20 protein-coding genes and 1 pseudogene are annotated in these 18,883 nt (G+C 46.0%); 5 read left to right on the top strand and 16 right to left on the bottom strand.

What is annotated here, in order from left to right; genetic code table 11:
- Nucleotides 1–13 precede the first annotated feature (13 nt).
- Both NST99_RS18510 and NST99_RS18515 read right to left on the bottom strand, forming a co-directional pair.
- The gene (locus NST99_RS18510; RefSeq protein WP_341093667.1) at nucleotides 14–1,234 is read right to left on the bottom strand and encodes an aminotransferase class I/II-fold pyridoxal phosphate-dependent enzyme; all 1,221 of its coding nucleotides are present in this window, start codon (nucleotides 1,232–1,234) and stop codon (nucleotides 14–16) included.
- A 422-nt stretch (nucleotides 1,235–1,656) separates the two neighbouring features.
- The gene (locus NST99_RS18515; RefSeq protein ID WP_341093668.1) at nucleotides 1,657–2,232 is read right to left on the bottom strand and encodes a TetR/AcrR family transcriptional regulator; all 576 of its coding nucleotides are present in this window, start codon (nucleotides 2,230–2,232) and stop codon (nucleotides 1,657–1,659) included.
- Between the two features lie 215 nt (nucleotides 2,233–2,447).
- Between NST99_RS18515 and NST99_RS18520 the strand changes: the two genes are divergently transcribed.
- Nucleotides 2,448–3,197, top strand: coding sequence for an SDR family oxidoreductase (locus NST99_RS18520; RefSeq protein WP_341093669.1), 750 nt, complete (start codon nucleotides 2,448–2,450; stop codon nucleotides 3,195–3,197).
- Between the two features lie 222 nt (nucleotides 3,198–3,419).
- The gene (locus tag NST99_RS18525) at nucleotides 3,420–3,587 is read left to right on the top strand and encodes a hypothetical protein (protein WP_341093670.1); all 168 of its coding nucleotides are present in this window, start codon (nucleotides 3,420–3,422) and stop codon (nucleotides 3,585–3,587) included.
- A 98-nt stretch (nucleotides 3,588–3,685) separates the two neighbouring features.
- Here the strand turns inward: NST99_RS18525 and NST99_RS18530 are convergent.
- The 3 genes and pseudogenes from NST99_RS18530 to NST99_RS18540 all read right to left on the bottom strand — a co-directional run.
- Nucleotides 3,686–3,862, bottom strand: a pseudogene (locus NST99_RS18530) (cation diffusion facilitator family transporter); the annotation flags it as partial.
- Nucleotides 3,863–4,093: 231 nt separating this feature from the next.
- Complete coding sequence (locus NST99_RS18535; RefSeq protein ID WP_341093672.1) at nucleotides 4,094–4,642, bottom strand: hypothetical protein; 549 nt, start codon at nucleotides 4,640–4,642, stop codon at nucleotides 4,094–4,096.
- Nucleotides 4,643–4,767: 125 nt separating this feature from the next.
- Entirely contained in the window at nucleotides 4,768–6,555 is a 1,788-nt protein-coding gene (locus NST99_RS18540; protein WP_341093673.1) for an ABC transporter substrate-binding protein, read from the bottom strand.
- 141 nt (nucleotides 6,556–6,696) lie between these two features.
- Between NST99_RS18540 and NST99_RS18545 the strand changes: the two genes are divergently transcribed.
- Entirely contained in the window at nucleotides 6,697–7,926 is a 1,230-nt protein-coding gene (locus tag NST99_RS18545) for an MDR family MFS transporter (RefSeq protein ID WP_341093675.1), read from the top strand.
- A 308-nt stretch (nucleotides 7,927–8,234) separates the two neighbouring features.
- On the opposite strand, the gene NST99_RS18550 is transcribed toward NST99_RS18545, so the two are convergent.
- Both NST99_RS18550 and NST99_RS18555 read right to left on the bottom strand, forming a co-directional pair.
- Complete coding sequence (locus tag NST99_RS18550) at nucleotides 8,235–8,936, bottom strand: hypothetical protein (RefSeq protein WP_341093676.1); 702 nt, start codon at nucleotides 8,934–8,936, stop codon at nucleotides 8,235–8,237.
- A 134-nt stretch (nucleotides 8,937–9,070) separates the two neighbouring features.
- Nucleotides 9,071–10,027 carry a helix-turn-helix transcriptional regulator gene (locus tag NST99_RS18555; protein WP_341093677.1) on the bottom strand — a complete coding sequence of 319 codons (957 nt, stop codon included), beginning with the start codon at nucleotides 10,025–10,027 and terminating at the stop codon, nucleotides 9,071–9,073.
- A 121-nt stretch (nucleotides 10,028–10,148) separates the two neighbouring features.
- On the opposite strand from NST99_RS18555, the gene NST99_RS18560 reads away from it, so the two are divergent.
- Nucleotides 10,149–11,096, top strand: coding sequence for a Gfo/Idh/MocA family protein (locus NST99_RS18560; RefSeq protein ID WP_341097693.1), 948 nt, complete (start codon nucleotides 10,149–10,151; stop codon nucleotides 11,094–11,096).
- A gap of 344 nt (nucleotides 11,097–11,440) precedes the next feature.
- Here NST99_RS18560 and NST99_RS18565 read toward each other — a convergent pair whose 3' ends face one another.
- From NST99_RS18565 to NST99_RS18600, 8 genes are all read right to left on the bottom strand, one after another.
- Nucleotides 11,441–12,307 (bottom strand): SDR family oxidoreductase, encoded by an 867-nt coding sequence (locus NST99_RS18565; protein WP_341093678.1) that lies wholly within the window; start codon nucleotides 12,305–12,307, stop codon nucleotides 11,441–11,443.
- Nucleotides 12,304–12,813, bottom strand: coding sequence for a hypothetical protein (locus tag NST99_RS18570; RefSeq protein ID WP_341093680.1), 510 nt, complete (start codon nucleotides 12,811–12,813; stop codon nucleotides 12,304–12,306). Before NST99_RS18570 ends, NST99_RS18565 begins: the two co-directional genes overlap by 4 nt.
- A 108-nt stretch (nucleotides 12,814–12,921) precedes the next feature.
- Nucleotides 12,922–13,488 (bottom strand): MarR family winged helix-turn-helix transcriptional regulator, encoded by a 567-nt coding sequence (locus tag NST99_RS18575; protein ID WP_341093681.1) that lies wholly within the window; start codon nucleotides 13,486–13,488, stop codon nucleotides 12,922–12,924.
- A gap of 165 nt (nucleotides 13,489–13,653) precedes the next feature.
- On the bottom strand, nucleotides 13,654–14,457 hold the full coding sequence (locus tag NST99_RS18580) for an undecaprenyl-diphosphate phosphatase (RefSeq protein WP_038592788.1): 804 nt from the start codon (nucleotides 14,455–14,457) through the stop codon (nucleotides 13,654–13,656).
- Between the two features lie 221 nt (nucleotides 14,458–14,678).
- Nucleotides 14,679–15,152, bottom strand: coding sequence for a flavodoxin domain-containing protein (locus tag NST99_RS18585; protein ID WP_341093683.1), 474 nt, complete (start codon nucleotides 15,150–15,152; stop codon nucleotides 14,679–14,681).
- Nucleotides 15,153–15,185: 33 nt separating this feature from the next.
- Nucleotides 15,186–15,806 carry a TetR/AcrR family transcriptional regulator gene (locus NST99_RS18590; protein ID WP_341093684.1) on the bottom strand — a complete coding sequence of 207 codons (621 nt, stop codon included), beginning with the start codon at nucleotides 15,804–15,806 and terminating at the stop codon, nucleotides 15,186–15,188.
- A 372-nt stretch (nucleotides 15,807–16,178) separates the two neighbouring features.
- Nucleotides 16,179–16,682 carry a hypothetical protein gene (locus NST99_RS18595; protein ID WP_341093686.1) on the bottom strand — a complete coding sequence of 168 codons (504 nt, stop codon included), beginning with the start codon at nucleotides 16,680–16,682 and terminating at the stop codon, nucleotides 16,179–16,181.
- Nucleotides 16,683–17,104: 422 nt separating this feature from the next.
- A complete protein-coding gene (locus NST99_RS18600; RefSeq protein ID WP_341093688.1) occupies nucleotides 17,105–17,632 on the bottom strand; it encodes a GNAT family N-acetyltransferase in 528 nt (175 codons plus the stop codon).
- 80 nt (nucleotides 17,633–17,712) lie between these two features.
- Here NST99_RS18600 and NST99_RS18605 point away from each other — a divergent pair, with 80 nt between their 5' ends.
- Nucleotides 17,713–17,868: a Gfo/Idh/MocA family oxidoreductase gene (locus NST99_RS18605; protein WP_341093689.1), complete on the top strand. Its 156-nt coding sequence runs from the start codon at nucleotides 17,713–17,715 to the stop codon at nucleotides 17,866–17,868.
- A 772-nt stretch (nucleotides 17,869–18,640) separates the two neighbouring features.
- Here NST99_RS18605 and NST99_RS18610 read toward each other — a convergent pair.
- On the bottom strand, nucleotides 18,641–18,832 hold the full coding sequence (locus NST99_RS18610; RefSeq protein WP_341093690.1) for a flavodoxin domain-containing protein: 192 nt from the start codon (nucleotides 18,830–18,832) through the stop codon (nucleotides 18,641–18,643).
- Between the last annotated feature and the right edge of the window lie 51 nt (nucleotides 18,833–18,883).

Consider the following 18,883-nt stretch of genomic DNA (forward strand, 5'->3'; position numbering starts at 1 on the left):
ATGATCTTTACGTTTAGCGGTTCCTGCGAAGAAACTCCCCGATTCTCCGGGCAGCTTCCAGGAGCCGCTTTTCTTCTTCAACCAGCGCGATTCTGACGAACCCTTCTCCCTGCGAACCAAAAGCATCCCCCGGGATTACAGCAACACCAGTCTTCAGCAGCAGCTCTTGAGCAAACTTGCGTGATCGGCCAACTTCACCTGGAGTTCCCCAAGCTTCCGGAAGCCGTGCCCAGACAAACATTGTTGCTTTGGGCTTAACAACAGACCAGCCTTCCAAAGACAAAGCTTCAATGAACACATCGCGCCGATGCTCATAGAGCGGAGCCACCTCCAGTTCCCCACCTCCAGCCATCGCCAGCTCCAGCGCACATACCGCAGCCTCCTGTACCGGATTAAATACCCCATAGTCTACATTGCTCTTCAGTTCACGGAGTGCGCCAACAGCTTGGCGGTTGCCGGTCATAAAACCAACGCGGCATCCGGCCATATTAAAACTCTTGGAGAACGAATGAAATTCAACCGCCGTCTCTAGGGCTCCAGGTACTTGCAGGATACTTAACGGACGGTAGCCGTCAAACCCCATCTCCGAATACGCCAAATCATGAATAACCAGCACCTCCCATTTCCCGGCTAATGCAATCAGTTTCTCCATGTAAGCCAGATCGGCCGTAACCGCAATCGGATTGCCGGGAAAGCTGAGCAGGATAAAAACCGCCTGCTGCCATATCTCATCAGGAATGCTGTCCAGATCAGGCAGAAAGTCATTTTGTTCCAGCAAAGGGAGCTGCCAGGCCTTGACCCCTGCAATCGCCAGTGAGCCGGAATAAATCGGATACCCCGGATCAGGGACAATCGCCAAATCTCCGGGGTTGCAAATGGACAAAGCAAGATGGGCCAGCCCGTCCTGTGAACCCATCAGCGCCACCAGCTCTTCCTCATCATCCACTTCAACATTAAACCGCCATTTCATCCAGGCTGCCGCTTGCTTGCGGAACAAGTCACTTCCTTTGGAAGCGGGATAGGAATAACTGTTCTCCCTGAGAACTGCATCACTTAACGTTTGGCGAATCTCAAGAGCAGGTGCCTGATCCGGACTGCCGATCCCAAGGTCGATGACCTCGATGCCCGACCTCCGTGCTTCTGCTTTCCATTCGGATACCTCCGAGAATATGGATGAACCCAAATGCGATAGTTTATCCGATCGCCATCCCCGTTTGGAACTGCTGTATGTCAAAATCAAAACCCCCAGCTGTTTTTCCAATTAGTATAGCATGATTTCTTTCACCCGGTTTTACACAAAGCTCACATCAGAAGGCCGCAAACAGTTAAAACCATATTCTAGATTAAATACCGTATTAATCCAATATCAACCCTCAATTCGGCACAACCAGATGGTTAGATGAACCTATTAAAATGGATCTCAGATGAAACAGCGTATAATTTATGTTATACGCTGTTTTTTTTGGCGTTAAATAGACTATTTGCATATACTCTCTAAATCTCGTTTGCGGCAATCATTTGGATTTCTCTGACATCATTTCACAATGCGTGAAGGATAAGAACTTGTACCCTTAGCCGTAATATTTGCGTTAACACTACCAAATACAATAAGCTTTTATTTAGGCACGTTCTTATATTATAAATTTAGATCGTTATCTAATCTGAAATAGCACCATGTTGTTGTCCTTCGACACCTCGGTTCAGCAAATCCCAAAATTGTTCAACCATGACCGATGCCGGATACGGCATCGAACGGATTATCCACCATTCCAATACACCCACTGCCGCTGAAATTAAAAATTGGACCGTAATGTCCCTGTTCAACTCCCCATCGAGTTTGATCGAATCCAGATGCTCGTTCAGTCTTTGCCGAAACATTGTCTCCATTTGGTTTCGAAAAACCGTGTTTCCCTTGCTCGTCAGCATTAAGGAATAGAAAGGAGCATGCTGCTCCAAATATTCAAACGTGCGTAATAGCGTAGTTTTGGAAGGGAGATGAACCATCTTATCATCTTCAGACATACAATTGCGTAGTAACTGGTTAATCTGAGCTTCCATGTGTTGATCGCGCAAATCGTACTTGTCATTGAAATGCAAATACACCGTTCCTCGATTGACATTCGCTTCCTCAGCAATTTGATTGACCGTTATGCTCTCGAATTCCTTTTCTGACATCAGCCTCATAAAAGCATCAAAAATCGCTTGCCTCGATTTTTGAATACGCCTGTCCATATCCTTCTCCCCTTTATCCCATACAGAATGAACACATCGAAGTCCTCTGTTGAAAAATCAACAACCGAGCTTATTTTAACCATTGAACACCATTTATCGCTCTGGTACATTCACTATATAAAACATATGTTATTAATTCAACACATGTTCAATTTAAGAGGAGGTATACAAAAAATCGATATTTTAATTTAAAAGAAATCAGGAGGGTTTACAAAATGAAACTTACAGGAAACACGATTTTCATTACAGGCGGCGGTTCGGGAATTGGACGTGCATTAGCAGAAGCTCTCCACAATCTTGGGAATAAAGTTATTATCGCTGGTCGGAGTAAAGAACGTCTGGAGGAGACAATCAAAGCGAATCCCGGCATATCCGCAGTGGAATTGAATGTACAAGATCCTGCCAGCATAAAGGCGGCCGCTAAGCAGTTAATCGAAGAACACCCGGATGTAAATGTTTTGTTTAACAACGCCGGCATCATCCAGTCCGATGACGCGGCGGGCGTGATTGATGAGGATGTTTTGGTTTCGACTGTCAAGACAAACTTGCTAGGTCCAATTCGTATGACTTCTGCATTGATCGAGCATTTGAAGTCCAAAGAAGAAGCGGTTGTCATCAACACGACTTCGATACTTGGATTTATGCCATTAGCGGCGACTGCTCTATATTCCGCAACGAAGGCAGCACTTCACACCTATACGCTGTCCCAACGGTACATGCTTAAAGACACAACGGTAAAAGTATTAGAAATTGTGCCACCATGGGTTCAAAGCAACAACGATGAACCGCGTGCGATGCCACTTACATCATTCATTGAAGAAACTATAAAGGTACTTGGTACGGATACGGACGAAGTTCTGGTTGAAGAAGCAAAAATGTTTCGAAATAATCCTGGCCCGAATGAAGGTGTTTTTGTGACCCAGTTTAACGATACGATGAAGTCTAAACCTCCAAAGATTCATTGATCCACCTATAATTCTTTGAATCTGCCAGTAACCCCGGCATCAAGCGCTTTGACTCAGAAATGGCTTGGCTTGCGGCCCGTTCAATTATCGTTTATTTTGATCTCAATAGCGACAGGTCCTTTGCATTAATATTAATAGACACCTCTTTCTCCCTTCGTTCCTTTCACGCTGCCCTCAATTTGGGCATACGATAAGATATCAAGCGCGAAGGTGGAACAGAATATGTCTAAGAACAAACGCGGCAAAGCATTATGGCGGACTCCCTCCCGGAGCAGAGGAACCTGCCCGATCTGTGGCAGTACGCGAATCAAGCTGCTCTATATCGGCAAAGGTGTTACCGGCGAGAAGCTTAATGTCTGCAAGAAATGCGAGGGCAAACAAGCAGGTTGAGAAGATTATGCCGGAGAAAGTAATCTTCTTTCTGAATCATAAGACAGGAAGAACAAAGGGGAGTGCCGGTGTTGCGGCACTCCCCTTTGTTCTTCTAATTAATTCAATTCATGCTGGGGCACCCAATTGCGGACACTGTTATCTTCAAGAATTCCCAGAGTAACATCCGAGATATGCGGGTCGGCCAGCAGCTTGTCCCTTACCTTGAACTTGATATCATCTGCGTCGGCAAGTGTCATTCCCCGTCTCAGCTCAATCAGTCCCTCTACATGGTAATTCCCTTCACCACAGCAATGCATGTATTGCCGATGGCAGCCGAGCCTGAAGATTTATTGCCTTTTTTGATCAAACTCCCGTTTGCACCTCATTCGGCTTTATCTGCCGCAAGTGATTTGATTTGGCCTTTTGCAGTTGGTCTATGGTTCTAATTAACCCGTTGCGGCCAAATTCTATCACTGGCAGGGGAGGCATTGAATTAACCTGTTCTCTTCTGCTACACGCTCATTTCAATACAATCTGATGGTACGCTCCCCGCTTGCCGTATCCAGAATCACTTCCCGCTCATGCTTCCAGGTAGGGCTGCTCAGCCCAAGCACGTTCTCCGGATCCCGATCCTCACCCCGAATCATAACCGAGTAGTCCTGGTTTTTCAGCTTATGCATGAATAATCCAAAATACCGGCTCCGGTAAAATTCTGCGAAATATTGGCTTTCCCCTAGTGTAGCGATCCGGTATTTCACAACCAGCAACTCTTGATTCCGGGGGAAATGCAAATATTCATATTGCCAGCCCATAAACGACGAGCAGAAGTATTTCACCCCGAACAACAACAGGATTAAGGAAACTGTCAGGAACAGGAGCAGCTGTTTTTGGAGCAGAGCCAGAGACACACTTAGCAGGATTACATGATAAAGGACAATATATCCCCCCGATGGGTGAAGCCGCGGTCCAGGCGAATAATCCAACAGTCCAAGAAGGACAAGTAGTACATCGGAAGCAAGTAAGATTCCAAGTAAACGAAATGCTATTTTTTTGCGGGCAGTCAGCTTGGACAACATAAGGCCCTCCCTTTTCCATCAGTAATATGCCTAATGATATAAGCAGGAGCAGATGCAATAAAGAGAAATTACCAGGTTTTTCTTTCCTGTTTTATTGTTTTAATTGCCAGGTTAGTCATGCTTCACATACGGGTCTCGGGGAAACCCGGTTTGATCCACAGCCTGGAGATGTCCAGAAAACCAAAAGATCCCGTATGCAAGCCGAACAGACTCTGATTCAGCTGGGCTCTTTTGTTCATATGACAGCCATAGAGGACCCAACAATTCTCGCGCAGAATCGCTTCCGTCCGCTCCAGAAGTTCGCCTCTGCCTTCTGCAGGCAGTTCTGCAAAATGCTCCAGTTCCCGCTGTAATTGGTCCCGCTGACTGTCTTGAAGCAACGCGTGCAGATGGTTGGACTTGTTCACAAAGTAATTAATCATTCCCCACTGCCAATCATCTTCGAGTACCTCTTCCGCAAACAGGAAATCCGCCTGCTGCTTGACTTCCTCCATGTTGTATTCCTTGTAGGATATCAGGCAAATATGCAGACCGATTCGCTCCGCACGCTGCTGCAGCCACTCAGCTTCTTCAAGCTCATCCTTTCTGGGAACATAAGCAAGCGTTATCTCTACTCCGCTGTACCCGCTGGATTCCAGCAGCTTTGCCGCCTCTTCAAGTGAATGCTCTTTCCAGATTATGCGGCGGCTATTCCAAGGCAGGAAGCTGTCTGCCGGTGTAATCCGGTTACCGCCCAGTTCCCTGATCAGCGCAGAAGGGTCATAAAGAAGACGCATCGCCTGGCGAAAAAGCAGATTGTGCTGAATGCCCTCTTTGCGAAAATTCACGATAATATATCTGCAACCCAGCGCCGGGTAATCAATACTGTTGCCGGAGCAACCATCCGAATAGGAGCCTGAAACGGCGGCATCCGGCAGCTGGTATTGGCGTGTACCGGAGCCCTGATCCGGCAAATACCAGATTTCGACCCGGTCCAACAGCGGACGAATGCTGTAGTAATCATCAAAGGCTGCAAGCACAAGCACATCTTCATTCAAATTCATCAGCCGGTAGGGACCTGTTCCAAGGGGTTCCTGGTCATTATCAGCATCAAAGGGCAGAATCGACATGTGAATGGAGCTTAAGAGATGAAGAAAAAAGAGATTGGGAGATGATAGATTGAAGCGGATCCGGTGATCCCCCTCAAGCTCTACTTCTTCAATCCCCCGAAAGTGCCATAATGCCGAACTGTCCAGCTCCACCAGCCGCTGCAGCGTACTTTTCACATCCCGCGAGGTCATCACCCTGCCGTGATGGAATCGAACACCTTTGCGCAAATAGAAGATATAGCTGGTATGGTCCTCATTCGCTTCCCACATATGGGCCAGTGCCGGGTTAAAGGAATCGCTAACGGCATCATATGTAACTAAAGTACTGCAGATTTGTCCGATCAGATAGGCTTCAAAAGCTGTGTATACAAAAGCGGGGTCAAGCTTCTCCATGCTGCGGTTGCGGGTAATCCGCAGGACATCAAGTCCTGTGGTCGATTCTGTCTCGCTCTGATAGCCCATTTGTCTATTTAACAAGGTTAATAACCTATCCTTTAGCGGACCTTTGACCTCAGGCAGCCCAATTAACTCGATTGCCTGCTTTATCTTCCCGCTGCTAATCAGCTCCAAAAGATAATTCTCCAATATCTCTTCCACAGTGCGTAAAAAAGTCATCGCCGAGGTGTGGCCTCTTCCCCGTCCTGCCTGCCACTGGATGAACCCCTTCTCCTCGAGCTTGCGCAGAATAAATTTCACGTTGCGTGGCGTGCAGCACAGCACAGATGCCAGCAGCTCAATTGTCACCGGAATAGGCACATGAATAGTAAAGGGATTATTAATCTCTGAGGCAACCCGTAAATAATGTGTAACGTTATTGTCCATGATCCATGCTCCTTTAAAGGTGAAACGGGGAACGCAATCCTTACACTTTTACTTCCCCCTTTTACCATTACAATTATACATAAAGCAGCTTTGATTAGCAGGTTTAAAAATTCAGCAACCAGAGTAGGAGATTCACATTATATGAAACAACATTTGCAGCACATCCATCCCTTAGCCTGGACCATTATTATCGGGACAATGTTTGGACGCCTGGTTACCTCCATGAGCATCCCCTTCTTATCCATCTATCTCACCCAGGTGCTTGGCGCTTCCGCGACCCAGACAGGCTTTACGGTAGCTGTCAGCTCACTGGCTGGCGTGCTGATCAGTTTCTATGGAGGTTATATCTCCGATGTTATCGGGCGTAAAATCGTAATGCTGGTCTCGGTCTTCGGCTGGGCCTGTGTATTCTTCGGCTTCTCTGCCGCCCAGTATTTATGGGTATTCTTCCTGGTTAATACACTAAACGGCCTATGCCGTGCCGTATTTGAACCTACTTCTCGCGCCTTACTGTCGGATATTACCCCACCGGACCATAAACTGCTCGTGTTCAATTTAAGATACGCCGCCGTCAATCTGGGTGTTGTTTTTGGTCCGATTATTGGCCTGCAGCTGGGATCTGCAAAATCGACCTTCCCGTTTCTGATTGCCGGAATTGTGTATATCGCTTATGGGCTTGTGCTGTTTATGCAGTTCCGCATCCATCATTCCACTCTTCCGCAGCGTTCCGAAGTCCGTGCTCCAAAGCTGCGCGAAGCACTGGCAACGACCACCCGGGACCGGGTATTCCTGCCCGTACTGCTGGGTACAATCTTCTGTGTACTGGGATATGGGCATTTCAGTTCCACACTGGCCCAGTATTTAGCAATGAATACCCATTTCACGAACGGAGGACAGGTCTTCTCCTATATGCTGTCCCTAAATGCCGTAACTGTACTGGTGGTCCAGTACCCGATTGTCCGCACGGCAAGCCGATTCTCACCGATTGTCCCTTTGATTCTGGGGAATCTTTGCGTAGCGCTGAGCCTGCTGCTGTTCGGAATTGCCGGTGGAGTGGCACTGCTGATGTTCAGTGTCGTATTGTTCACCATTGGCGAGGTACTGCTCTTTACAATGATGGACATGCTCATTGACCGGATTGCCAAACCGGAATGGAAAGGTACATATTTCGGAACCATAGGCTTTAATAATCTCGGCAATGTAATAGCTCCTATCCTGGGGGGGCTGCTGCTGGATCAATTCGGCGCCGCAAATGGACCGGCTGTCTTTGTGCCCCTGGCCTTAACCACCGCCTTGGGGCTGCCGTTCCTCATTACAGCCCACAAACGACTCAAGATCAGAGAAATGGGCGCTGGTGATGTAAACGTATAGTAACCAAAAACCCGGATAAGCTTAGAAGCTTGTCCGGGTTTACTAATGATGAACATTGCACACGCAGAGTGGAATTTGTTCGTTTAATCACACATTAAAGACATACTTTGAAAATAGCCCCCAGTAGTCGTAATCATATTCTTGCGGATAGCTTATCAAATGTTTTGAACGATAAATCCAAGTTTTAAGATACTTGCCCATCTCTTAATTTCCTCTTGAGTCGGGTTCCACGCATGTTCAATATCTCTGAACAAAATCCAATCTCCCTCAACTATAGTTTACATAATATTATTTATGTAACCTTATTCTCATAAACTTTCTTTCTGGTAACCAATGTCATCCGGTTCAAGAGTTCCGTTCACATAAGCATATCTCATCAACACATTGCCAATGAACATCCCGGGGGAAATCTGGATAGACAGTTCAGCCGTAAGGACATGATCCTGAATGAAGTATCTGACAATGTTTCCGACAACCGGTTGATCAAACCATATACCTGCATCACTTTCATTGAACTTAAAAGGATAATCCTTGCCAGAAACTGAGATCGTGTATTCCCGCTCGCCGTTTCCCTTTTGCAGCACAGAGGAAATTTCATTTCTTACACTGTCTTTAGGATCGGAAACCGGAATCTCTGTAAAATCAGCAGTCAACACATGAACCTCCGATTCACGTACACCTGTACCAGTAGCTGTCGTAAGTACAACAGCAATTTCATCTCCCTCTACGCCGTTCAAATCACTGAGGATGACCTTCGGATAAAAAGAGGGGTTGGAGGTATTGCTCCATTCATAATCTCTGGACTCATTATCGAGTTGAACAGTCAACGGGGAGTAGCCGCTCTCCGGCTTGCTGACCCCGTACACAGCGATTTTCTGAGCTTTATCTTCCGTCAAAAGAACCTTATGATTACCTGTACTATTATTCTGCTCCGCATTCTGTGACTTGTCCGTTGTACATCCGCTAAGTAAAATAACCCCTGCTGCTACAGCGCTAGCAATCTTGTTCACATTACTCCTCCTCGCACTGCCCCCAATAGGATTGATAAAATGTCAATGCTTAAATTATCGCATAAGCTTTAGAGGATAATGTGTAATTTTAGTTGCAAATCATTTAAATTCCAGTAACTATTTGCAGAGCTTGATCATAGATACTTATGCTGCAAAGCAGTTATTTTCTGCTTAATGTACTCTCTGAGTAGGGGCGGTTCAAGAATCTCGATATCGGTGAGCAGCGCCAGCGCCTTCAGACAGGCATTCTCATAGCTGTACATATTTACAGTCAACAGGAGAAATCCATCCTCTTCACCCTTTTGCATAACCTCAAGCCTGTTAACAAGTTCCTGCTTACCCTGTTCTATGCGAAGGACCACCGGATAGTGTTCTTCAGCCCTCCGGCTTTGTTTAAAGCTCTCCTCCCCGCTGCTCCAATACTTCTCCAAAGAAAACTCCGCCGGAATTCTATATTTTTCCTCCAGTAATTGTACCGCTTCGAACCGCTCGCATTTAAAGGTGCGCATGCCCTCTGCCTCCTCGCAATAAGCGGCCAGATACCAAGCCCCTTGTTTGACTACGAGGCCGTAGGGAAGCAGTAACCGGGAAGAAATTTCGTTATTGACCTTTCGGTATTGAACGCTAATCTTTTGTGATTTCCACAGCGCAGCACGCAGAGTCTCCAGACACGGCACCGCATTCCGTTCCGTCCACCAAGGGGTATCATCGAAATAAAAGACATTTTGGGCTTTGCGGATATCCTCCTGATAAGCGGCTGGCAAGGACTTTTCCAGCTTTAATAACGCGTTCCTCAACTTGAGGCCCGATTCGCTGTTCCTTCCTGATTGAAAGCCCATTCCCGTTAAATAGAGCTGAACCATCTCGTCCCCGTGCAGCTGCCGCAGGTTGACCGTGTAGCCCTCCATTAGCGAAATCCCGCCACTCGGCCCAGGTGCAGATATCATGGGAATTCCAGCCTCCGCCAGAACGTCTATGTCTCTATAAATGGATCGTACCGAGGTTTCTAGTGCGGCCGCCAAGTCACTTGCTTTCATTTTCCCCCTGGATTCTACCAGTAACAATATCCCAATCAAGCGATGCAAGCGCATATATTCACTCCTGTCCTGCCCACGAAATTATTAGGGTTTGAAGCTTCTCGAATTCTTGCCACTCTGTTGTCAACAATAGCAGTGTACTATGAAATATATCAGAGAGAAGGAGCTGCTGCAAATGAATATTGGTATATTAGGAACAGGTTTCGGAGCATATCATGCCGCCATATTAAAGAAACTGGATAGCATTGACCGGGTTGTCATCTTTGGGAGGAACGAAGACAAGCTGCATAAGCTGAAGGAAGAGCTTGGGGTTGAGATCACATCGTCAATAGAGGACATTATGCAAGATTCCAGACTGGATATCATTGATATCTGTCTACCTTCCCCACTACATAAGAAATACACTCTAGAGGCAATGAAAGCCGGCAAACATGTAGTTTGTGAAACTCCGGTTGTGCTAAGTTTAGAAGATGCGACGGCAATGAGAGAGGCTGAGCTTCAATATGGGAAAAGAATTCTCGTCAATCAGTTCATCAAATTTGATCCGGCCTATCAATATCTGTATGAAACCACACAACAGGAGAAGTATGGCAAGCTGCTGCATGTGTCTGTCAAAAGAGAAACCCCACCACTTTGGGGGAATCTGGGGCTTGGCACCCTCCCTACAAATCTGATGATCCATGAGCTGGATTTCATCACCTGGCTGCTGGGTTCAACTGCTCCCTCCTCCGTATGGGGAACAAATGGCGGCAAGGAAGAACAAGCACTGGTCCGTGTATCCTTTGAGGAATCCGGGGTCTCGGCGGAAGTTAGCGTTTCTTCGTTTATGCCTGATTCTTACCCCTTTACAGTTGGATATGAGGCTTACTTTGAACAGGCAAAGCTGGTCTTTCATGAAAGTGATGACATGCAGGGAAACATCGATTCTGCATTGTATGAATACAGCAAGGCCGGCAAGCAAGAGATCGTTCTGGAGAAACAGGATCCATACAAGCTAAGCCTCCAGCATGCGATTCACTGTTTACAAGACGGCTCGGAATCCGTCCTTTCGCTGAATCTAGCACTCCAGTCCATGGAAATAGCGCTTGATTTGAAGCAGCGGTTAACCGGCTCTACAGACTAAGTACGAAATCAGTGAATTAATTTTTAACGATCGGGGCTGTGCCCCGGTCTTTTTCCTGGGTTTAGTATGCAAGTTCGGTGTGTGTAAGGTATGGCTCTGGAGTATCAAAGAAACGCTGTAGTAAAGGGTTTCTGTTGTGAATTTTTCATATGTTGAAATATTATCTAATAAATACAAGCATCAGACTGGCCTAAATAAAAGAAACGGCGGCAGCCATGGACGAAATAAAGTCCTAGACTGCCGCTGTTTTTTGAGCTATCGTTTCCCTTTAGATTAATGACCTGTCTGAAATCGGAATAAAATGCTGCCAACTACACAAATGTCAAAACAAATGGACTCCGCCTCTACCGGAAATTTTCTACACGCTCATGCAGAAAGGCGCCTAGCGTGCGTGGCTCTCTGCCGAGCAAGCGCTTCACAGTGTCATTTGGACTTTCTGGCACCACCGTAGACATGGTTTGAATTTCCACAACGTGGTTCGCAAGCCAAGGAGGCATATGACCGTGCTCGATAAGATTACGGAGTAGTACTTGAGGTTCCATGTTGATGTAACTTATCGGCCGATTAAGCAGGGCGGATAGTTGACTCGCGATCTGGGGATAACTGAAAATCTCCGAACCAGTAAGCGTATATATTTGGCCTGATACCTCGCGGTTGGTTAGGACTTCTGCGGCAACATCTGCGATATCGCGACAGTCAATGAAGTTACACGGTGAATCGCCCATGGAGCCAAAGAATACATTTTGGGTTGTGATCGTTGGTGCAAGGCGCATTAAGTTTTGCATGAACGCATAAGGGCGCAACACGGTGTGGATGAGGCCCGATTCCCTCAGCGTTTTCTCAATTTCTTGATGCCAGCCCGCCACAGCCACTGGAGAGCTCTGCTCAAAGGCAGGGCTGGATATTTTTACGATGTGTTTGATTCCAGATTCGGCGGCAATCTGAATGATCGAAGTTTCCAATTCGATTTGTCTTGGACTGTTAGACATAGCAAGGAAGAGCTGGCTAGCACCTGTAAACGCGCGGCGCAGCGATTCTGGGTCGGAAGCCTCCACCCATGCGACCTCGATAGTCAATCGGCCTTTTTCTCCGATCTGATCACGCAACTTCTCTGGCTCTCTGCTCAGCGCCCTGACAGGTACGCCTAGATCAACCAAACGTTCCAAAAGCGCACTGCCTATCGTACCTGTTGCTCCCATAATAACTATCATTTTTTTCTTCTCCTTTTGGATGAAAAATTAGTTGTGACGGCAAGACGCCACCGCCATGTCACTATCGTGCTTGCTATGAATCCAGACAACGGGAAATCGATCCAGACACGTTCGGCCCAGGCCAAGTGATAGCTTGGAATCATGATTTCTAGTGAAACAGATGTCACCCATGCAGCGTATAGGCCAACCGAGGACCCGGCCAATGCGAACACCCCTACCACAACCAAGTGAGGTGCACCGATGACCCATCGCATATGCCCCACCCGGCTGCGCAACAAAAGGCCAATCATCAAGGCCATCAAGGCCGATGCACCGCCGATTGTGGTCAATGCCCCTATTTGAAGCCCCCTATTGGCACTAACCAATCCCCCGATACCTGCCATGATGGCGGGAGCGGCATAGGCCATTACAACTTCACGCCATAGTACAAAAGTCTTTTTCTTGGAGCCAACAGCCTTGATGCCGTAAACATCATCTGACTGATTCGGGTATTTCATCTGGTTCATTTAGTTGCTCCCTCCTTCTTTGAAATAGTTCAATGATTGCTTTCAGTGAAATATAATTAGGTTCCTAACTATATAAGAGTAAAAATAGGCTAGCATCACTAGCCCATTTTACTCATTACTGATTTTTCCTTTTGGTTTCGGGCCTAGTTCGCCCGTAAGTGCTGAGATGCCTTGTGTAACTCGGCCTAGCAAGTCAAGAAATACGCTGCGCTCCTCGATATTAAGTAAGCCCACCATTGCTTCCAGCCAAGCGAAATGCTCAGGAGCCATTTCACGGAGCTTCTTCGCTCCTTCTTCCGTCAAAATGACCGTTCTCTGACGGCCATCGTCTGAGCTTAATCGCCGGGAAACTAGGCCATCCCGTTCAAGAATGTCGATAAGACCAGTCACTGTAGCACGTGTAACGCCTAGATGCTCCGCTAATTGCGAAGGCAACTCTTCTCCTTCGTTGTCTTCAAGATCTGCCAATAAACGATATCGCCCTGTTGATAAACCGAATCTAGAGAAATGAATCTCCGAGGCATGCCCAAGCTTGGCTCCCGCTGCCATTAGCCTAGACGCGACGAGTATAGCCTGTGCGTCTATGTCTAGGTTATAGCGATCAATCTGACGCTTAGATTGTACAAGTGATGGAATAGCGTCAATGTCATTTATTATTTTATTATTGTTGTTCATATATATAGTATGGTCCCTAATTACTTTTGTGTCAACACATTTTAATAACACATCAACACAATTTCCAGATATGAAGAAAGGCGGGGCCTCATCAACCGAAGATGATACCAAATATAATGGAGTTATACAGTTGTATTTGGTTATGTAGTCCTGCCCGTTAATCCTTTACAATATAACGATAAAATAGAAAAGAGCTGCTAAGACAAAACGGTATAGCGCAAACCATTCCAATCGAAGCCGTTTAATCAGTTTGATAAACGTCACTACTGCAATCATTGCCACAATAAAGGATGTCATAAAGCCAATTAACATTAGAAAAAAATCGTCAGAATTCAGCAAATCGCGACTATCGTACAAATCCAACAAGCTTGCACCAAACATAACAGGCACGGAAATGAGGAACGTGAAATCTGCAGCGGCTTTTTGGCTAGTGCCAAGCAAAAGACCACCCGAAATCGTCGAACCCGATCTCGAAAATCCCGGCCACAATGCCAAACACTGGAACAGGCCAATCCCGAAAGCCTGTTTATAATTAATCCCATCAATCGTATCAGCGGTTTCAGTTCTCCTACTCCGTGCAGCAATGATCATCAATACTCCACCCACAACTAGACCGATCAAGACAGGGGTTGGGCCGAATAATTTGCTTTTTATTGTGTCCTTGAAGAGAAGATATAGGATTAATGCTGGTAACATAGCCAAAATCATATGAATGACATTTAATCCCTTACTTTTGGAAAAGTCCATTCTAATCATATTAGCCCCAATCTTCAAATATCTCCTCCAATAAAGAATTAGAACTGCCATCACTGCACCCAACTGTATAACAATTTTAAATGTTATTGCCGCGTCTCCCTCAAAGCTAAGCAAATTGCCTGCTAAAATAAGATGTCCAGTAGACGATACCGGTAAAAATTCAGTTAAGCCCTCAATTATGCCGAGTATGATTGCTTTAATTACATCACTCATCAGTGGATAGCCCCCTTTCGAAAATAAGCTCGTACAACAATTTCTAGTATAAGGGGGAGCATATCTATATTCCCATCGCTTAACATAACAATATTCAATTTAGTATGACATAATTGTCACATTGCTCATATTCTCTATTGAATAAGTGATCATTAAACAAAGACGACTAGTTAACATAGTATTGATTATGTTAACTAGTCGTCTTCGTCTTCTTTTATTAGTCAATTCATCGCCTGAGCAAAGCTCGTTATCCTGTCCAAAGCTAACCCTGTATTGCCTTTTTCCTTTCCTTTGGCGATCCGGAGAATTAATTTGTCCGTTGCAGACATTTTATCGGTATAAATCTCATCTCCGAATACTTCCTTCACAAGGGCTTTGCTGTACAATTCTTCAGGAAAAGCAAGTCGGAGCTCTTGCTCCGCCTGCTCTCCCTTCAAGCCTGCGCAAATGAACAGCCCGAGTCGTTTGCTCTTTAACATCTCCTTATTCTCTCGGGAGAATTGCGCCATTTCCTTGCGGATTTTCCCGTAATAGACGGAGCCGCCTAAAATAATATTGTCATACGCAGTAAGCGGCGGAACTTTGACGTACTTAAGATTGATCGCTTCCACTTCGCCCTGCAGCTGGGATTTCAAGAGATAGGCTGCCTTCTCTGTACATCCGTATTTAGTGGCATACAAAATCAATGTCTTCATTATACCCGCTCCTTATCAGCTTCCAGAATGGAATTATCCTGATGCTATCGTTAGCATCGCCTGCAAATGACGTGAAATCAAGGCTTCCTTCTGTTCCTCCGGGGGATTCTCTACAGTCAGTCTGATAATCAACCCGAAGGCTGCGCTCCAAATAACTTGGGCAGTCAGCTCCAGTTCACGCTCACTTTGTGACCCCAAGCCCTTGAACCTGCGGAGTGTTGCGCACAGCATGCCGATTGCTTTCCGTTCCTGTGAAGCCCCCATATGCAGCACCGCAGTATGCCTGAGGACTGCCGCAGAATCATTAAGCAATATATTGCGGTATTGTGTCCCCTCCGCTATAGCCATATGGATAAACTGCGACAAAGAGCGGCTCAACGCCTCCTCCGGTAATAATTCTTCACTGTTATGTGCCGTGGCAGCGTTCAGTTTCTGAAGCAGATTGCGATACCCTTGCTCCAGCAGTTGCCCGATGATATCCTCTTTCCCCTCAAAATAGTGATAAATAATCCCAGGTGAATACTCCATACGTTCAGCTATTTTGCGGATCGACAGCTTCTGTATTCCATTCTCGGCCACTAATTGGCCTGCCGTTTCCAGAATCAGCATCCGCATAGCTTCCCGCTCACGCTCTTGCCGGCCTTCTTTGCTCATGGTGACTCCTTTCAATAATCCGATTCATTAAACAATGTAATGTTATTAAACAACGTTCAATATGTAATTCAAATATATATCTGTACAACTCGTATTGTCAACATGTATAAAACTTTTGAATGGATCAGCAGCGGTGCATATAATGAAATAGGCTAACTTTACAGCGGCTACAAAACAACCGGTGCCAAGCTAGCCCATGTACTGCTCTATGAATTAATCCGCTCCAATACGCTACATCATCCCCGTTATCAGCAAATTTACGCCTGTTACGTTTACAAGCACTCGCATGATCTATAAAGTATGGATCACGCCTCTTGCTCAAGCTATAGTGGATAATGATGCTTCAGACTAATCTCCTTATGAAATAGATGTTTAATTATCGTACCTCTTTTTCCAATCGTCAGAACATTCCTTAAAGGTTAGACCTGTCACTTCTTCAAGCGTCCTTCCGTCCAGCGAATAGGCGCTTCCCATTAGCAACTCGCCTTCTTTAAGCGGGAACGAAGTCCCGCCAATCACTTCTCCATCGGCCATCAGGATGTTAACATTGGTGGTATCCGTCAGATATATTTTTTCGAGCGGATGATTAGATACGGTGAACTTATAAATGGTTATTTTTTTGCCTAGATAATCATCCGGGGAAGCGGCTTGAACACCCCACATCTGCTGATAAGGGGTCGATTCTGGACTTCCATACAGCAGCTTTTTAGTCAACGTGTATTCAAAAGCCTCGTCTTCTGTAGAGATGATCTTATAGCCTTGCGCCTTAACATAGTCATATGCAGTTTGTTCATCCCTTGCAGGTTCTTTACTGCAGCCCATTAGAATCAGTAACATAAAGCCGATCCATATGCCAAAATATCTGTGTGATCTCATTTCACCCCTCCATTTCTTCAGACCAAGCAGGTGCTGGAGTTGCTACAAAGACGCCCTCCGCCGGCATCAACACTCCGAGCGGCAAGGTCCGATGGGCGGAAAAATCAGCAGAGATTTCTTCCCCTTCAATTATGTATGTCCTTCGCAGCTGCCGTTGGCGAGAGTTCAGAAGTTGAGGATACTCCGGTCTGAACCGCTTCTTGCGCTACATCAGAAGGCATATTCGCAAGCTTGTCATCACCATTCTTACAACCCGTAAATAACGCAGACGATAGCGCAATACAGACGATCCACAATTATTGTTTCGTCATATCCATCTAAAACTGCCTCAATTACCAGACGCTGGAAAACAGCAAAAGTTGCGATTTCAAACAGTATCAGATATACCGTTGTGGATGAAAACACTTAGAGTGAAGCGCAATTTATTTTTTAATCTTATTAATACTTAATGTACTGAAGTACTGACTTGGGTTACCTTGCTTTGGATTAAAGCGCTCTTTAAATTCTCCATGCGTATAGCTGCCGATCACCCGGTGCCAAAAGTTGCGGGCAGGCGTATTGGCGCGGATCTGCGACACCTTCCAGTCACCCGGAAACATATCAAACAACCGGTGGGCTGCCCATGTGCCTACACCGCTGCGGCGGTATTTCTGCATCACAAAAAATTCAGTCATGTAGTACTGCCCTTCCGGGTTGCGAAGCAGACGGTCCACCAGTGCGAATCCGGCAATATGCCCATCCACCGTAAACAAATAAGCGAATTTATTGTTGCCGCTGTTCCAGTAAGCTTCAAGTCCGGGATACGCCGGAAAGCCGCCATCACGGTCTACCTCAAGATCCAGGTAACGGGTAAAGTCATACAGATAGAATTGCATGAGTCTGCTGATCGTCTGCTTTTGCTCCTTGGGAACCAGTTCGATTCCAAGCTCCATTAGGTTCACCTCTGCCATTCACGTTTACTTCACATCATATAACTTTGTCACTTCTGGAGCAAGCGCACCGCCCTCTCCGTTTACCGGAATCAGGCCATATGTCGATAGAAGACATTATGTCTGATCCCAGAATGGATGTAATAGATATCTGCCTGCCCTCTCCGCTGCATAAGACTTACACTGTGGAGGCGATGAGATGCGGCAAACATGTATTTTGCGAAACGCCGGTTGCCCTTGAACCGGAAGATGTATAGGCTATGCTCCCGGATGAGCAGCAATACGGCCGCAGAATTCTCGTCAATCAATTCATCATATTCGATTACGTCTATGAGTACTTGTATAAAGCGCTATACTTCCGAGGGCCAAGTAGATATTCCCGCTAATCCCGAACAATTTCTATGAAAAAAGCTTGCTACTTGAATGGAAGTACATCGCGATTGAATCCGTTGACTTTTGCCGCCCGTTATGTGATTTCATCCTTTTTCCTGGTGATTGTGATTAGGTAAAGATATGTGTTGTAGGTGGGCGAATGGGCTAGATGAAGCATTAGGTTTTGATTTTTCTATTGTGAAATATTCATATAATGAATTTTTATAGTAATGTGGAAAAAGGGGACTTATTCGTTGATGCCGACGGCTCGTGATTTATCTCTTTTAGACAAAACCGGAAGATTGTTAACATAATTATTATTATGTGAATTCGTGACCTTCCCAAAATCAATACAGCGGCAGCACTTCAAGCAGAAACCTATACATCCTTATATTTGAACAGAATCATCTGTTCTTGCTGCCGCTCTTTTGCTCTTTCATCGCATCCGTAGGATACTCCTTGCCATTGGCTTGCTTCCCCTCAACTCCGGGACATTTTAAGCACGCATTTGTCTAGCTTATCCACCGATAATCCAGCTCCAGCTTCGTGCCCCTTCCCCTTGACCCTGCGCAGAATCCATCTGTCCAATGTTGATGTTTTCTCCGGATCAATCTCATCACCCAGGATCTCCTTGAAGATGCCCTGTTGTACAAAACCTCAGAATGAGCTTGCTTCAGTTCCTCCTCCGCCTTCTCCCCTGTCATTCCTGCATAGACGAACAATCCCCAGCCGCTTGTTTAACAGCTCCTGCTGATATTTGGACGTAAACAACGCCATTTCCTTGCGGATTTTGCCAAAGTAGATGGAGTTGCCCAGAATTACCGTGTCATATGAAGCCAGGGCCGGCACTCTGGCCTATTTTAGATTCATAACCTCAGCCTCTCCAAGCCTGGATTTCAA

The sequence above is a fragment of the Paenibacillus sp. FSL L8-0470 genome (genome assembly GCF_038008625.1).
Classification (GTDB): Bacteria; Bacillota; Bacilli; order Paenibacillales; family Paenibacillaceae; genus Paenibacillus_AQ.

What these genes read in the sequence shown, in the direction of transcription:
- NST99_RS18515 (WP_341093668.1), bottom strand. Translation starts at nt 2,232, where the DNA reads ATGGACAGGCGTATTCAAAAATCGAGGCAAGCGATTTTTGATGCTTTT.
- NST99_RS18520 (WP_341093669.1), top strand. Translation starts at nt 2,448, where the DNA reads ATGAAACTTACAGGAAACACGATTTTCATTACAGGCGGCGGTTCGGGA.
- NST99_RS18525 (WP_341093670.1), top strand. Translation starts at nt 3,420, where the DNA reads ATGTCTAAGAACAAACGCGGCAAAGCATTATGGCGGACTCCCTCCCGG.
- NST99_RS18540 (WP_341093673.1), bottom strand. Translation starts at nt 6,555, where the DNA reads ATGGACAATAACGTTACACATTATTTACGGGTTGCCTCAGAGATTAAT.
- NST99_RS18545 (WP_341093675.1), top strand. Translation starts at nt 6,697, where the DNA reads ATGAAACAACATTTGCAGCACATCCATCCCTTAGCCTGGACCATTATT.
- NST99_RS18555 (WP_341093677.1), bottom strand. Translation starts at nt 10,027, where the DNA reads ATGCGCTTGCATCGCTTGATTGGGATATTGTTACTGGTAGAATCCAGG.
- NST99_RS18560 (WP_341097693.1), top strand. Translation starts at nt 10,149, where the DNA reads ATGAATATTGGTATATTAGGAACAGGTTTCGGAGCATATCATGCCGCC.
- NST99_RS18565 (WP_341093678.1), bottom strand. Translation starts at nt 12,307, where the DNA reads ATGATAGTTATTATGGGAGCAACAGGTACGATAGGCAGTGCGCTTTTG.
- NST99_RS18570 (WP_341093680.1), bottom strand. Translation starts at nt 12,813, where the DNA reads ATGAACCAGATGAAATACCCGAATCAGTCAGATGATGTTTACGGCATC.
- NST99_RS18575 (WP_341093681.1), bottom strand. Translation starts at nt 13,488, where the DNA reads ATGAACAACAATAATAAAATAATAAATGACATTGACGCTATTCCATCA.
- NST99_RS18580 (WP_038592788.1), bottom strand. Translation starts at nt 14,457, where the DNA reads ATGAGTGATGTAATTAAAGCAATCATACTCGGCATAATTGAGGGCTTA.
- NST99_RS18585 (WP_341093683.1), bottom strand. Translation starts at nt 15,152, where the DNA reads ATGAAGACATTGATTTTGTATGCCACTAAATACGGATGTACAGAGAAG.
- NST99_RS18590 (WP_341093684.1), bottom strand. Translation starts at nt 15,806, where the DNA reads ATGAGCAAAGAAGGCCGGCAAGAGCGTGAGCGGGAAGCTATGCGGATG.
- NST99_RS18595 (WP_341093686.1), bottom strand. Translation starts at nt 16,682, where the DNA reads ATGAGATCACACAGATATTTTGGCATATGGATCGGCTTTATGTTACTG.
- NST99_RS18600 (WP_341093688.1), bottom strand. Translation starts at nt 17,632, where the DNA reads ATGGCAGAGGTGAACCTAATGGAGCTTGGAATCGAACTGGTTCCCAAG.
- NST99_RS18605 (WP_341093689.1), top strand. Translation starts at nt 17,713, where the DNA reads ATGTCGATAGAAGACATTATGTCTGATCCCAGAATGGATGTAATAGAT.